We start from the raw sequence: 14,963 nt of genomic DNA on the forward strand, positions 1-14,963 counted from the left end.
TTCTACATGTAAAATTGTAGCGAGGTGAATTATGAGTATTTCTACTTGGAATAGCGCAACAACACATTCTCTTAATCATTTTACTAATGATAGCTTCACACATGACCGTCTTACGCATAGCAATTTAAGCAATGCAAGCCCAGCAATGAGTTTTGCAAATGGCTCAATACAACAAGGCATGGTGAGCGAGCTAGTCTATAACGAACAACACCCAATTATGGATTACATCTTGCTACCCATGTTGCGCCAGTTCGGTATTCAATCACGTTGGCTATTGTGGCTGAGCCCAGATAAAAAACTGAGTAAACACTGGTTAGAGCAAGCGGGTTTACCCACCAACAAAATCATGCAATTTAACCAAGTTAATTCAATTACGACCATTGATGCCATGGAAAAAGCATTAAGAAGCGGTAATTACAGTGTCGTATTAGGATGGTTGCCAGAAATAAATGAGCAAGATTTTATTCTTTTACAAAATGCGGCAGAAGCAGGTCATTCGATGGGATTTATTATGAGACCAGAAAAAACATATAATACAAGCTCAGCGGATATTAGACATCAAAACCTTTTAAAGATTCACGCCAATAACATTCACTAAACAATAATAAGATTTTTCTTACGAAATTTTACATTCATCAAGATAATTATAAAGAAATATATTTAAATTCTTTAAAAACAATAAGATGCGTTTATTAACAACAAAATGGGTAATATATTTATCTCTCTGATTTCAACGGTAAAAAAAGACTTTTTTTAACCTTTATTGCTTACCATACTTGTATCTTTTGGAGTTCGTTGTAGACTTTAGCCTGTTAAGCTCATGACATTATTTTTTTACTTTTCGTAAATTTTTGTGGATAATGTCAGCTGAACCTAGCAATTAAATTGAACCAATGGCAAATAATAAGGCTCACGAAGCCAAGCCAATATTGGATGATAACGAGGCGTAAAAATGAAAAAGACAGCTATCGCGGTAGCAGTGGCAGTGGCAGCATTTGCAACTGTTGCACAAGCAGCTCCAAAAGATAACACTTGGTACACTGGTGGTAAATTAGGTTGGTCTCACTACGAGCACGCTAAATTTACTTTTGAAGATGCTGCTGGAGATGAAACTTCAGTTGGTACTGGCAAAAAAACTCGTGACCAATTAGGTGCGGGTCTGTACGCAGGTTACCAATACAACCAGTACATGGGCTTCGAAATGGGCTATGACTGGTTTGGTAAAATGAAGTACAAAGGTGACAACGCAGGTAGCGTTTCTTCAATGGGCGTTTCTCTGACTACCAAACTGAGCTATCCAATCATGGATGACTTAGACGTTTATACTCGTCTGGGTGGTATGGTTTACCGTACAGAAGCTAAAGTTAACGGCGTTGGTAAAGAAACTGACACTGGCGTTTCTCCAGTTTACGCACTGGGTCTTGAGTATGCTATCACTCCAGAATTAGCTACTCGTTTAGACTACCAGTGGGTTAGCCGCATGGGCGACAAAGACAACATCGGTGTTAGCCCAGATAACGGCATGCTGAGCGTTGGTCTTGCATACCGTTTCGGTCAAGAAGCAGCTCCAGTTGTTGCTCCAGCAGTAGTTGCTGAGCCAGCAGCTCCAGTTGTTGAAAACAAACGCTTCACTCTGCGTTCAGACGTTCTGTTTAACTTCAACAAAGCGACTCTGAAACCAGAAGGTCAGCAAGCACTGAACGAACTGTACAACGAACTGAGCAACATCGACCCAACTCAAGGTCGCGTGCTGGTAGTTGGTTTCACAGACCGTATCGGTTCACAAAACTACAACCTGCCACTGTCACAAAAACGTGCTCAGTCAGTAGTAGACTACTTAGTATCTAAAGGCGTTCCAGCAAGCGCAATCGCTGCTGAAGGTCGTGGTAAAGAAGATCCAGTAACTGGTAACAAATGTGACGCAGTTAAAGGCCGTGCAGCTCTGATCGAGTGCTTAGCGCCAGACCGTCGCGTTGAAATCGAAATCCAAGGTACAACTGAAGTTGTAACTCAACCAGGCGCTTAATTTATAGCCCTAGTTTGAATTTCGAACTGAATATAAAAAGCCCCAATTTATTGGGGCTTTTTTTCATCCTTAGAAAGAAAGATCATCACAATAATCCATTTGTTCAACTATAGATCGTTACTCTTTCTCCGACTTACCTAAGATCGCTTGAAGATCATGCTTCAATAAGCTCATTTGGCTCTCATACTTATCTTTATGTTCCGCATCTTCAATTAACTGAATAATCGTCTCTGATAAGGTTTTATTCCGTTTTACTGCCAAATTAGATAGTCGTTGCCAAACCGAATAATTTAAATCAATCGACTTTTTTCGAGTATGTGGATGCTCAGCATTAAAGTGACGTTTACGACGCGCACGAATACTCTGTTTCATTCGGTTATCTAATTGAGGGGACATATGATCTGCAATCCATTTCAATACATCCACAGGCGTATTTTCCAGCTTTAACAACAGCTCAATTGCCTCTTGCTCCGCACTTCTTTCTATATATCGGGTAATAGGCTCCCCACTTCTCGCTTTATTGACTAGATATTCCCATTTCCAGCCACATTCAAGATTTTCAAGCTGCTGATATTTCATATTTTTTCCCGAAGAAAATCGTACCTATCATTATATTAGCAATAATATAAGAAAAATGCTCAAAGTGGATTTCATTTAATCGACTATCCATTGATTAACACAAAGAAAATAACAGTAAATAAAAAAATAGTGTACAATTCGCATCCACACGTTAACAAACCACTAAAATCGCATGTCCACTTTTGAACACATACTTCTTATCTATGGGATTGGAGGAGTATGTTCAGCGTTATTCGCCCTGCTAGTAACCAAAGATCCTAGTTTTTGCATGAGATTATTGAGCGCACTTCTGATTGGCTTTACATGGCCACTGAGTTTACCCGTCGCACTCATGTTTTCTTTATTCTAACTCGATATTTCGACAAATATTGCTGCAAGATTAGCGTTCAAAGGCTAATATAACAATCTTAAGCCGAAAATATTTTAAGGTAATAAATTAGCCTGAAATTGTATATAAAACAGACGGCACATAAATAAACTCAGGCATATGCGCCCTGCTGATTGGCAGGCATTTATTGATAACCATACTAATAGCAGATAATTATAGTGATCAGTCAAGAATTAACATGGCAAGGCCTAACTCCTAACTTATCGTCTTTTCAGACAAAATTTGTCTCTTCAGCGACGTTGACTCCGGCAACATTGGCTGATATTCAACCAAGATTATTCGATGGGATGCAGCATTTCATTCGTGAATATGCTCAAACGCGCTTTATGTTCATCAAGTCTGACGAAAGTGAAGAATATCTCAAACTATTTACTGACGCTATCACCCCACTATTGACTAAAACCCAATTTATTAATGGTGACTATCAATTATCTGAAGATAAGCAACGATATCAGTGGCAAAACGATGTTACTGGTCGTTTTTCCTCACATGAAAAAATCGCTTACCGCCACTGGATTGAACCAGAACAACTGTTCGGCTATATCACGCCAAATCAAAATCTAGTCCCAGGTTTGCTACACCAAATTAACGGTGGAGTCCTCGTTATTTCTGCAACCGCGTTGGTCACTCAGCCATTAATGTGGACTCGGCTAAAAAATATGGTGACTCGCCGCCAATTAGAGTGGCTGCCACATAGTGAAAATCAAACCTTACCGATTGAAATTGAGCCTCAGCCGCTTGAACTTAAAGTAATTGTTGTCGGTGATAGACTCATATTAGAAGAGTTTGAGTTTGCAGCTCCTGAGCTGTTTGATTGTTCAATATATGCAGAATATGAACCTCTCATGTTTTTCGAAGACGAAGAACAATTAAGCTTATGGATGAATTTCATTAAATTCATTGTCAACAGTAATCAGCTACCAGAAATTGCTGCTGACGGCTGGTCTGAATTTATTTTGCAAGCGACGCGTTGTTGTGAAGACAAATACAATTTGCCACTTGATATTAATTGGCTAACTCGCAATTTAACCAATGCAGCTCAATACGTTCATGAAGGCTATTTAACGGCTGAATCATTCTCTCAAGCCGAAGAAAATCGTTTATGGCGTCATTCTTTCCTTGTTGAGCGCAATCAAGACGACATCCTACAAGAGCAAGTTTTGATTAAAACTGAAGGGGAAGTTGTTGGTCAAATTAACGGGCTATCTGTCTTACAGTATCCGGGATACCCTGATGCAATTGGTGAACCATCACGGATCACTTGCGTGGCTCATCTAGGCGATGGTGAATTTACCGACGTCGAGCGCAAAGCAGAATTAGGTGGCAATATTCATGCAAAAGGCATGATGATTATGCAGGCCTACCTAAACTACGAATTAAAATTAGAGCAACCTCAGCCTTTCTCTGCCTCTATTGTATTTGAACAGTCTTATGGTGAAGTTGACGGTGATAGCGCATCATTAGCTGAACTGTGTGCCTTAATTAGCGCATTATCATTGCAGCCTATCGACCAACAAATTGCCGTCACTGGTGCGGTTGACCAATTTGGCTATGTTCAACCGATTGGCGGTGTTAACGAAAAGATTGAAGGATTTTTTGATATCTGCGATAAGCGTGAGCTAACAGGTAATCAAGGTGTCATCATCCCAATGTCTAATGTACGCCATCTATGTTTGAAACAAGAAGTTATCGAGGCAGTCAAAGAAGAGAAATTCCATATTTGGCCTGTCGAACATGTTGCTCAAGCAATTTCTCTCTTAACGAAACAACCTTACTTTGAACAACAAGTAGAAGGTGATAACGTACACTTGTTAGCTTTAATTCAAGAACGCATAAACCAAGCAAATTCACCGGATAAGTCTAGATTACCTTGGTTTTTAAAGTGGATGGGCTAAGTAAAGATTGAGTAAATATTAGCTGATCGGAGTTGTTCAGCGTACAAGTGTAAGCTATTCTGTTGACCTACACATAATAAAGGCTATCTGAAGATCATGGTTGATAAACGCGAATCCTATACAAAAGAAGATTTAGAGGCTTCTGGAAGAGGCGAATTATTTGGGGAAAATGGTCCTCCATTGCCATCAGGTAATATGTTGATGATGGATCGCATCATCAAAATGACCGAAGATGGTGGTACATTTGATAAAGGCTACGTTGAAGCTGAACTGGATATCAATCCAGATTTATGGTTCTTTGGTTGCCACTTCACGAATGACCCTGTTATGCCTGGTTGCTTAGGTCTTGATGCTATGTGGCAACTGGTTGGTTTTTACCTCGGCTGGTTAGGCGGCGAAGGTAAAGGTCGTGCGTTAGGTGTCGGTGAAGTGAAATTCACTGGACAAGTATTACCGACCGCAAAAAAAGTCACTTACCGTATTAACTTTAAACGTGTGATTAACCGTAAGTTAATTATGGGATTAGCAGATGGTGAAGTTCTGGTAGACGGCAAACTGATTTATGCTGCAACAGACCTGAAAGTCGGCTTATTTAAGGATACAAGCGCGTTCTAATCGTAGCTTGCCTTAAATGCAAACCTCCGCAAATGCGGAGGTTTATAATTTCAAGGGGATGGTATTAAATTATGCGTCTAATTAATTTCCGCAAAATAATTTAATGATCCTCGTTAAATGACCAATTAAACGGCTACTGCCGCTCTATCCTCCATCGCTTTTCGCCAACCACCTAGCCAATGCGAACGGGCATCTACTGCCTGATAAGGACATAATTCTTTGGAACGTCCGGTTAAACCTGCTTGATAACCTCTTGATAACGCTCTTTCTAAACGGTCTCGCTTCTGTCTTTTCATGCCTTACTTCCCTCATCATTTAAATGGAAAAGAAAACAGCATCTATTTTTTGTTAATAGATACACTATACAAATAGCGCCCGTCCATAAGAAATGCAAGTAAAGAATTTCATATTATTGTCATAATTATGATAAATGTGACCTACATTTCGAGATAATCACAACCTACTGATATTCAAATGATTAAAAATAAATTCATTATTTATCAGTTAATTAAGATTCATAACATCCACTTTCAAAATGAAAAATAATAAAAAAATGCACTACGTTTTACCGTAGCGCATTCATTTCACAACAAAATCATTATCAAATTATGGCTTGCTTATCTCTTGAGCAATATCTGCCGCCACTTTTTGCCAACCACTCGCTAATGTTCTGACTAATTCAGGATAACCATCTTCTTGCTGTTCTAATTGGATATCAAAGTTGCGGCGTACAACTTTGTCGCCACGCATCAATGTCCAAAATCCCTGCACTAACACTTTCCCATCATAACGACCATTAAATGCCGTTAGAGTGATGTCTAACGTCTCAGGTGAGTTCGGCAAAGGTTGTAATGAGATAAATCTATCCGGTAGAGCAGAAGATAGCTCACGCACCATTGATTGCCCTAATTGTTGCTCTAACGGACTTGCCCATAAATGCGCACTCGCATTTGAATAAGCAACATCGGACGTTTGGTAAGTTATCCCATTTGATGTCAGCACATCCGCCAGCGTAATACGCTGTAACCAGATTTGTCCTTTATCCATCACGGCCACAGATTGAACTTCAGGGGCCTTCATCGGTAATTGATAATACATTTTGTCTGGGGTGCTACTACAAGCCGCCAGGAGAAAAACGCCTATCGCTAATAGATATCTCATTATTTTTTCACTCCTTTAGGCACAACGTCCTTGCTTGGTTCTGCTTCAAACACGAGCGCATTGCTCTTATTATTCAGCGTGCGCAGTAGTGGTTGTACTTCACGCAGTACTTGATCTAAACGCTGCATATCATCAACCATCTTATTATAAGCTGGTGAGCCTGGTTGGAAGCCTTGCATCGTTTTGTTTATCTCTTTCAGTGATTTTTGCATGTCAGCAGGTAAACTCTGGAACTCTTTGCTAGACATCAATTTATTCAACTGTGTAAACATCACATTTGCTTCTTGAACCAGTTTTTGACCTTCAGCTAATGTTTGCGTTGTTTGTTTCAACATAGGCTCAATTGGCATATTGTTGATTTTATCCAGTACGGCAATCACTTTCTGTTGGATCTGCGCTAAACCACCACTGTGTGTTGGAATAATTTTATAGCCAGCAATAACATAAGGACCTTTGTACTCTGGCACATCTGGAATAAAGTCGAGGTCGATATACAGTGCACCCGTTAATAAATTACCGGACTTTAACGAGGCTCTTAAGCCATTTTTCATCGCCAGATTCAGTTCATTTTTCAGGTTAAAATCTTTACCAACATCCTTAGAAAAACGCTCTGGTTCGATATGAATAAGAACAGGAATGCGGAAGTTATTATCCAGTGATTGATCCAGACCCGCCGTATAGAATGGCACTTGTGCCACTGTACCTAAGCGAATACCGCGGAATTCTACTGGTGCCCCCGGCTGTAGACCGCGTACAGAATCAGAGAAGAACAGCACAAAATCTTGGTATGTGGTGTATAACGAATCTTGAATACTTGATTGAGTATCAAACAGTTCGAACTGTGCATTCTCTTTAACTGTTTCTCCTGGTACCCACCCTTCAGGCACATCAAAACTCACGCCACCAGTTAATAATGTCGCCACCGACCCCATAGAAACATGTACCCCTTGGGAAGACATATCAAAGGCAATACCGCTATCTTTCCAGAAACGCACGTTGCTGCTAATTAACTTGTCATACGGTGCATTGATAAACAGCTGATAACGCATATCGCGTTTATCCATATCAAAATTACTGGTTTCAACGGATCCAACACGATAACCACGGAATAATACAGGATCGCCAGCATTTAACTGCCCTGCTTTGTCGCTGGTTAAAATAATCCGTTTACCTTTAGCATCAGGGGACGCCAAAGGTGGCGTATCTAATAACGTAAACTCAAAATGTTCTTTTGCCGCTAATCCCGGCTGCAGTTCAATATATGCCCCTGATAACAGAGTACCTAGCCCTGTTACCCCATCACGACCTATCGTAGGTTTCACTATCCAAAAGGCAGAATCAGAGCGCAGCAAACCTTCCATTTCAGGATTCAAGCGGGCTTTAATAATCACGCGGCTAAAATTAGCATCGAGGGTGACGCTTTCAACCACCCCAATATCCACGCTACGGCTTTTAATTTTGGTTTTACCTGCTTCAACCCCTTCCGCACTGTAAGTGATTAACGTCACTTCTGGGCCTTGATGGCTGAAATGGTAAAACATGATCCAAGCACCGATGAGTAGAGTCACAATCGGGATCACCCAAACCGGTGACCAGCTCTTTAACTTACTCACTTTAGCATTGGCCTGTGGTGTTTCTTGATCTGTCACCCTGCGGCTCCTTCTTGTTCAACAGTCTTAACTGCATCTCTCTTTTCACAACGATCCCATGTTAAGCGAGGATCAAATGTCATTGCAGCAAACATCGTTAAAATCACCACTACACCGAAGAAAATAACTCCCAGTGCCGGTACGATGTTCATTAGCTGCCCCATTTGAACCAATGCAGTCAAAATGGTAATCACAAACACATCGATCATTGACCAGCGACCAACATACTCCACCAGCTCATAAATAAAATGCATTCGATGAGGATCACGGTTACCAAACCCTTTAGAGTCGAGGCATAGCCACGCTATACCAATCATTTTCAAGGAAGGCACCATAATACTGGCAATAAAAATAATCATGGCGACGGGGAATGAACCATCTTCCCAAAGAAGGATCACACCATCCATGATAGTAGAAGGCAACCCACTACCTAAGGCGTTTGTTGTCATCACCGGCAGAACGTTTGCGGGAATATAAAGCAAAATAGAAGTTAACAATAATGCCAAAGTCCACTGCAAACTTTGCTTTTTACGTACGCTACCATGAGCATGGCAACGCGGACATTCATGTTGGTCTGCAGGCAAAATTGCCGTACAAACTAAACATAAACGCACATCTTGGCTAATTCCTGTTTTCCCAACAATCAGCGGCTTATTGAGTTTGGGCGCCTCTTCAATTCGGTTCCATAACCAATGTCGATCTAGGCACTGGAACGCTCGCACTTGCATCATACAAAATGCGCAATAAGGGAGAAAACTCATCCCAATGCCAATATCACCATAAGCAATTAACTTAACAAAACTAACTAATACCCCCGCCAAAAAAATCTCCGCCATACACCATGATTTCATCTGAAAGAGAATTCGGGTTATAAGCACTTTGATTGATTTGGGAAGGTGAACCTGCAGCCCTAACAAGATGATAGTCACCATGCAAAATGCAGGAATAATCAAAGAAAATAGGAGAAAAAACAGCGCTAAACCGCTGTAACGCGTCCCCATAATAATCTCGATGATTTGAAACATGGAGATTTCATTCTCAATGCCTGCTGCACTCATTTTTACAAATGGGAAAAGACAGGCAATTACCAACATAATTAATGCACTAAATGCATATGCTGCGGGTTGCCTGTATGGATAACGCCACTTGGATATGAGTGTTGTTTCACAACGCGGACATGTGGCTTTATTTCCTTGTTCCAATTCAGGAACAGCAACCATCATGTCGCACTGCGGACAGAGCACATGTTCATGGGACTCATGAGAACACAAGGTGTTTTCTCTCCTTTTGATTCAAGCCGTCATATCAACCGTTTTTCAACAGCTCTAGCTCCTGCCAACGATCAAACGCCTGTTCTAACTCTTGTTCTTTAGCGGCAAGTTCAGTTAACGCTTGCTCAGTCACATCATGTGGCTGATTAAAGAAATCTGCATCGCCAATTTGTGCTTGAAGAGTTTCAATTTCCCCTTCAAGTTGCTCTAATTTCGCCGGTAATTGCTCTAATTCACGCAATAAATTATAGCTAAGCTTATTTGCACGTTTAGGAGCTTCTTTTGGCTTAGCTTCTTTTTCTGGCGCAGCTACTTTACTGGTTTGCTCCGATTTCAGACGTACGGTTTGTGCTCTTTGCTGTTGAGCATCATTATAGCCCCCCACAAAGCGGTTAATTTCGCCGTTACCTTCGAAAATCCAGCACTCTGTTACGCTGTTATCCACGAATTCTCTATCATGGCTAACTAATAAAACGGTACCTTGATACCCATCCACCAGCTCTTCCAGTAACTCTAATGTTTCAACATCAAGGTCGTTGGTTGGTTCATCCAGGATCAGCAAGTTACTTGGTTTTAAGAATAAACGCGCTAATAATAAGCGGTTACGCTCACCACCGGATAACGCTCTTACAGGCGTCATCGCGCGTTTTGGCGGGAACATAAAGTCTTGCAGGTAACCCAATACATGACGAGGTTTACCATTAACCATGACCTCTTGCTTACCTTCCGCAAGGTTATCCATAACAGTTTTATCTGGGTCGAGTGCTGCGCGGTGCTGGTCGAAATACGCAACTTCAAGTTTAGTCCCACAGTGAACGCGTCCACTATCTGCTTGTAAATCGCCGAGCATTAAACGTAACAGTGTGGTTTTACCACAACCGTTAGGTCCCACCAATGCAATTTTATCGCCACGCATCACTTGCGCAGAGAAATCTTTCACTAAAACTTTATTATCAACTTGATAATTAACGTTTTCTAACTCAAATACAATTTTACCGGAACGCGCTGCTTCACCCACTTGCATACGCGCAGTGCCCATCACTTCACGACGTTCCGAGCGTTCTACTCGCAATGCTTTCAGCGCGCGAACACGGCCTTCATTACGGGTACGACGCGCTTTGATCCCTTGGCGGATCCAGGCTTCTTCCTGTGCTAATTTGCGATCAAACTCCGCATTTTGCATCTCTTCAACACGCAGCGCTTCTTCTTTATTGATCAGATAATCATCATAGTTACCCGGCCAAGAAGAGAGCTGACCACGGTCTAAATCGATAATACGGGTTGCCATATTACGAATGAAAGAACGGTCATGGGAAATAAAGACGATGCTACCTTGGAAATCTTTCAAAAAGGTTTCTAACCATAAAATGGTTTCAATATCTAAGTGGTTAGTCGGCTCATCTAAGAAAAGCACGCGAGGATTGCTGACCAAGGCACGTCCTAATGCCGCTTTACGCAACCAACCACCAGATAATGAAGATAACTCCGCATCCGCCGGTAAACCCAGTTTTTTGAGCACATCATTAATACGCGAGTCTAATAACCAGAGATTTAAGTTATCCAGAACCTCTTGTAAATCCGCCAGTTTATTTAAATTTTTCTCACTTGGATCAGACTCCACCAGCTTAGCAACATGGTGATAATCTTTTAAATATTGTGCTTGTTCAGCAACACCTTCGGCCACAAAGTCAAAAATAGTGCCTTCCACGTTACGCGGTGGATCCTGCTGTAAGCGAGCAACAATTAAATCTTGTTCATAAGTTAATGAACCATCATCCAGTGGCTGCTCTTTCGTCAAGACACGCATCAGGGTCGATTTTCCTGCCCCGTTGCGACCCACTAAACAGACACGTTCATTATCTTCAATATGAATTTCAGTATTGTCTAACAGAGGCGCATCACTAAACGCGAGGTATGCACCCGATAAATTAATCAAAGCCATTAATTCTGTTCCTTACTCTGCGTGGCTAATTAACCAGCAGTTGTGAATTTGACGGTTACGTGCGAAGTCTTCTGACAGTGTCTTAGCGGTGATTTCTTGTGCTTTTAGGCCAAGTTCAGTCAGTGCTTCGAGATCCATTTTGAATCCGCGCTTGTTGTTGGAGAACATCACGGTACCACCGCGACGCAGCATACGTTTCAAATGGGTGATTAATTGCACATGGTCACGTTGAACGTCAAAGGTTCCATCCATACGTTTCGAGTTTGAGAACGTCGGTGGATCGATGAAAATCAAGTCAAATTGCTCATCAGTATTGGCTAACCAATTCAAACAATCCGCTTGCATTAAACGGTGCTGGCGACCTGTAAGCTGGTTGGCTTGCAAGTTTTTCTCTGCCCACTCTAAATAGGTACGAGACATATCCACAGAGGTTGTGCTCTTCGCACCACCTAGCCCCGCATGAACGGTGGCAGTACCGGTGTAGCAAAAGAGGTTTAAGAAGTCCTTACCACGGCTCATTTCACCTAACATACGACGAGCAATACGGTGGTCGAGGAATAACCCAGTATCCAGATAGTCAGTTAAGTTAACTAACAATTTAGCGTTATATTCATTCACTAAAAAGAAATCATCTTTCTGTGCTAATTTTTCGTACTGTTGTTTACCTTTTTGGCGCTGACGCGTTTTCAATACTAATTGATTCGAGGTTAACTCAAGGACATTCATTGTCGCGGTGATCACATCGAACAGGCGCTGACGCGCTTTACGCTCATCAACGGTTTTTGGCGGTGCGTATTCTTGGATAACGACTTTGTCGCCATAAATATCCACAGCCACATTGTATTCAGGTAAATCTGCATCATATAGACGGTAGCAATCAACACCTTGCTGCTTCGCCCACTTCGTCAGTTTTTTCTGGTTTTTACGTAAACGGTTAGCAAAATCTGGTGAAATTTCCGCAATAGTTTCTGATGGCGTTTCCGCTAATTGATAGTTTTTCTGTACACAATCCAGTGGACCATTTTTCGCTTTAAATTCACGTTCAGAACGTAATTGTAAGCAGCTTAATAATTCAGGGGATGCACTGAAAATCGATAAACGCCAGCCTGGGAAACGCGCTTTCACAATACGACCAAATTGGCTATGTAATGCGATTAATGCCGGTTCACTTTCCAGACGCTCACCGTATGGTGGGTTACTGATAATGGTTCCCTTGATATCCGTTTTAACTGGATTTTCCAACGCCGCTGCATCACCATGATTGAAAGTGATTAAATCTTGCAATCCTGCACGACGAGCATTGGCACGCGCCATATCCAGCACACGCTTATCAATATCAAAGCCATAGAAACGGGAAGTGGTATCTTTCAAGCCTTGGCGGAAACGTACCTGAGCTTCCGTGACAACTTCACGCCATAATTCAGGGTTATGTTTCAACCATGCATTGAATCCCCAATGCTGGCGATATAATCCCGGCGCTCTATCTGCGGCAATCATTGCCGCTTCAATTAATAGTGTTCCAGAACCACACATTGGGTCGACCATTGGAGTATTTTTCTGCCAACCTGAACGACTAATAATTGCTGCTGCTAATGTCTCTTTTAATGGTGCTTGTCCGGCAAGGTCACGATAACCACGAATGTGCAGTGAATCTCCGCTCAAGTCGAGTGCCACACTTGCGCGTTCTTTATTTAAGTAGACGTTAATACGAATATCTGCTTCTTGGCGAGCAACATTCGGGCGCTGGTCTAATTTACGCACAAAGCTGTCGACGATGGCATCTTTCACTTTCAATGCCCCGTATTGGCTATTGCGGATCTCTTCGTTGGTTCCAGTGAAATGCACCACAAATGTGTCATTCACATCGAAGATTTCAGACCAATCAATCGCTTGAACACCCAGATATAAATCAAGGTCGCTATAGACATCGAAATCATTCAGCGGTAATAAAATACGGGATGCCAGTCGACTCCACAGCAGACTTTGATACATCACACGGTCATCAGCCTGAAAATAGACGCCCCCTTGTGCCACTTTGCACTGGCTAGCGCCTAGCGCTTCCAATTCAGTTTTCAGTAGTTCTTCCAGGCCTCGAGCTGTGCTGGCAAACAGAAAATTCATAGTATTTATTACCGATTTCGATGAAAAATTGTTGCGCATTATAGCTAATCTCATGCACTTGTCATAAAGTTGCTGCACAACAATTATAGGATTAAAAAATGATTACGCTTTCGCGCCTGTATACACACCCAGTCAAGTCAATGAGGGGCATTCGTCTATCTCATGGTTACGCTGATATCAGCGGATTGACGTTTGATCGTAACTTTATGGTCACCACATTAGAAGGTAAGTTTATCACTGCGCGTAAATATCCGCAGATGTTATTATTTACCCCGGCTATGCTCAATAATGGGCTTTATCTAAAAGCACCTAATGGTGAAAGCGCCACCGTATTGTATCAGGACTTTAATGAGAAGCAGAGTCCTACAGAAGTTTGGGGCAATCATTTTCATGCACTTATTGCACCTGATGAGATAAATAGTTGGTTAAGCAGCTTTTTTGACGAGCCAGTCCAACTAAGATGGTTAAGTCCTGAACTATCTCGTCGAGTCAAAAAGCACCAAGACGTTCCCTTATCTTTCGCCGATGGCTACCCATTTTTACTTATCAATGAAGCCTCAGTACAAGAGCTACAACGCCGCTGCCCTGCCAGCGTAAAACTCGAACAATTTCGCGGTAACTTAATTATTACCGGTGCTAAGCCGTTCGAAGAAGATAGCTGGAAACGCATTCAAATTGGTGATGTGATCTTTACCTTAGATAAGCCTTGTAGCCGCTGTATTTTGACCACGGTCAGCCCAGAAAAAGGGATCAAACACCCCCATGCAGAACCGCTTGCTACACTGCAAACCTTCCGTATGGATGACACCGGTGATGTGGATTTTGGACAAAATGCATTAATCGAAAATACGGGGATTATCCGCGTAGGAGATACCCTCACTGTATTAGAAACTAAGCAGCCAAAACAGTATCCATTACGCGATAGAGAAGCGCCTATTACTCAGGCTACAAAGCCAACTCCAACCACCGTAAACCTAGTTTTTGAAGAGATAGAATATAGTGGAAACACAGAGCATGTGATCCTTGAACAGCTTGAATCTCACGGGCTTTCAATCCCTTATTCATGCCGCGCGGGAATTTGTGGACGTTGCCGAATTTCACTGCTTGAAGGAGAAGTCACCCCACTAAAACAAAGCGCTATCAAAGATAATGGGGATATTTTAGCTTGTAGCTGTATTCCCAAAACTGCCATCAAGCTTGCTTTTAATCAAGCTGATTAAATAAAAATAAAGCCTCAACTAAGAAAATAATTTTTTAGTTGAGGCTCTTAATTAAAGATAAATTCTTCCCATATTCTTCAGCTACATTTATCGTAA

The 14,963-nt window shown here is 41.7% G+C and carries 13 protein-coding genes; 6 read left to right on the forward strand and 7 right to left on the reverse strand.

All coding sequences use genetic code 11. The features are described from left to right. The first annotated feature begins 31 nt into the window (after positions 1-31). Both sulA and ompA read left to right on the forward strand, forming a co-directional pair. Complete coding sequence (sulA, locus tag GKR61_RS01685; protein ID WP_154600313.1) at positions 32-598, forward strand: SOS-induced cell division inhibitor SulA; 567 nt, start codon at positions 32-34, stop codon at positions 596-598. Between the two features lie 354 nt (positions 599-952). After that, the gene (ompA, locus tag GKR61_RS01690; RefSeq protein ID WP_036951685.1) at positions 953-2,026 is read left to right on the forward strand and encodes a porin OmpA; all 1,074 of its coding nucleotides are present in this window, start codon (positions 953-955) and stop codon (positions 2,024-2,026) included. A gap of 117 nt (positions 2,027-2,143) precedes the next feature. On the opposite strand, the gene matP is transcribed toward ompA, so the two are convergent. Next, positions 2,144-2,605, reverse strand: coding sequence for a macrodomain Ter protein MatP (gene matP, locus GKR61_RS01695; RefSeq protein WP_108478890.1), 462 nt, complete (start codon positions 2,603-2,605; stop codon positions 2,144-2,146). A 172-nt stretch (positions 2,606-2,777) separates the two neighbouring features. On the opposite strand from matP, the gene GKR61_RS01700 reads away from it, so the two are divergent. From GKR61_RS01700 to fabA, 3 genes are all read left to right on the forward strand, one after another. Then, positions 2,778-2,954 carry a GhoT/OrtT family toxin gene (locus tag GKR61_RS01700; RefSeq protein ID WP_071992149.1) on the forward strand — a complete coding sequence of 59 codons (177 nt, stop codon included), beginning with the start codon at positions 2,778-2,780 and terminating at the stop codon, positions 2,952-2,954. A gap of 197 nt (positions 2,955-3,151) precedes the next feature. Continuing rightward, complete coding sequence (locus GKR61_RS01705) at positions 3,152-4,888, forward strand: AAA family ATPase (protein WP_036951690.1); 1,737 nt, start codon at positions 3,152-3,154, stop codon at positions 4,886-4,888. A 96-nt stretch (positions 4,889-4,984) separates the two neighbouring features. Next, the gene (fabA, locus tag GKR61_RS01710; RefSeq protein ID WP_036951692.1) at positions 4,985-5,503 is read left to right on the forward strand and encodes a bifunctional 3-hydroxydecanoyl-ACP dehydratase/trans-2-decenoyl-ACP isomerase; all 519 of its coding nucleotides are present in this window, start codon (positions 4,985-4,987) and stop codon (positions 5,501-5,503) included. A gap of 125 nt (positions 5,504-5,628) precedes the next feature. Here fabA and rmf read toward each other — a convergent pair whose 3' ends face one another. From rmf to rlmKL, 6 genes are all read right to left on the reverse strand, one after another. After that, entirely contained in the window at positions 5,629-5,799 is a 171-nt protein-coding gene (gene rmf, locus GKR61_RS01715; RefSeq protein ID WP_036951696.1) for a ribosome modulation factor, read from the reverse strand. Between the two features lie 310 nt (positions 5,800-6,109). Then, a complete protein-coding gene (gene pqiC / locus GKR61_RS01720) occupies positions 6,110-6,664 on the reverse strand; it encodes a membrane integrity-associated transporter subunit PqiC (protein ID WP_154600314.1) in 555 nt (184 codons plus the stop codon). After that, entirely contained in the window at positions 6,664-8,313 is a 1,650-nt protein-coding gene (gene pqiB, locus GKR61_RS01725; protein WP_036951701.1) for an intermembrane transport protein PqiB, read from the reverse strand. Before pqiB ends, pqiC begins: the two co-directional genes overlap by 1 nt. Next, positions 8,310-9,584, reverse strand: a complete 1,275-nt coding sequence (pqiA, locus tag GKR61_RS01730) for a membrane integrity-associated transporter subunit PqiA (protein ID WP_071992150.1) — start codon at positions 9,582-9,584, stop codon at positions 8,310-8,312. Before pqiA ends, pqiB begins: the two co-directional genes overlap by 4 nt. Before the next feature lie 34 nt (positions 9,585-9,618). Then, a complete protein-coding gene (locus GKR61_RS01735) occupies positions 9,619-11,526 on the reverse strand; it encodes an ABC transporter ATP-binding protein (protein ID WP_036951705.1) in 1,908 nt (635 codons plus the stop codon). Between the two features lie 12 nt (positions 11,527-11,538). Continuing rightward, the gene (rlmKL, locus tag GKR61_RS01740; RefSeq protein ID WP_154600316.1) at positions 11,539-13,647 is read right to left on the reverse strand and encodes a bifunctional 23S rRNA (guanine(2069)-N(7))-methyltransferase RlmK/23S rRNA (guanine(2445)-N(2))-methyltransferase RlmL; all 2,109 of its coding nucleotides are present in this window, start codon (positions 13,645-13,647) and stop codon (positions 11,539-11,541) included. A gap of 98 nt (positions 13,648-13,745) precedes the next feature. Here rlmKL and GKR61_RS01745 point away from each other — a divergent pair, with 98 nt between their 5' ends. Then, positions 13,746-14,867, forward strand: coding sequence for a YcbX family protein (locus tag GKR61_RS01745; RefSeq protein ID WP_036951710.1), 1,122 nt, complete (start codon positions 13,746-13,748; stop codon positions 14,865-14,867). Positions 14,868-14,963: the final 96 nt, after the last annotated feature.

Source organism: Providencia sp. wls1916, from assembly GCF_009706585.1.
In the GTDB taxonomy this organism is placed as follows: Bacteria; Pseudomonadota; Gammaproteobacteria; order Enterobacterales; family Enterobacteriaceae; genus Providencia; species Providencia lanzhouensis.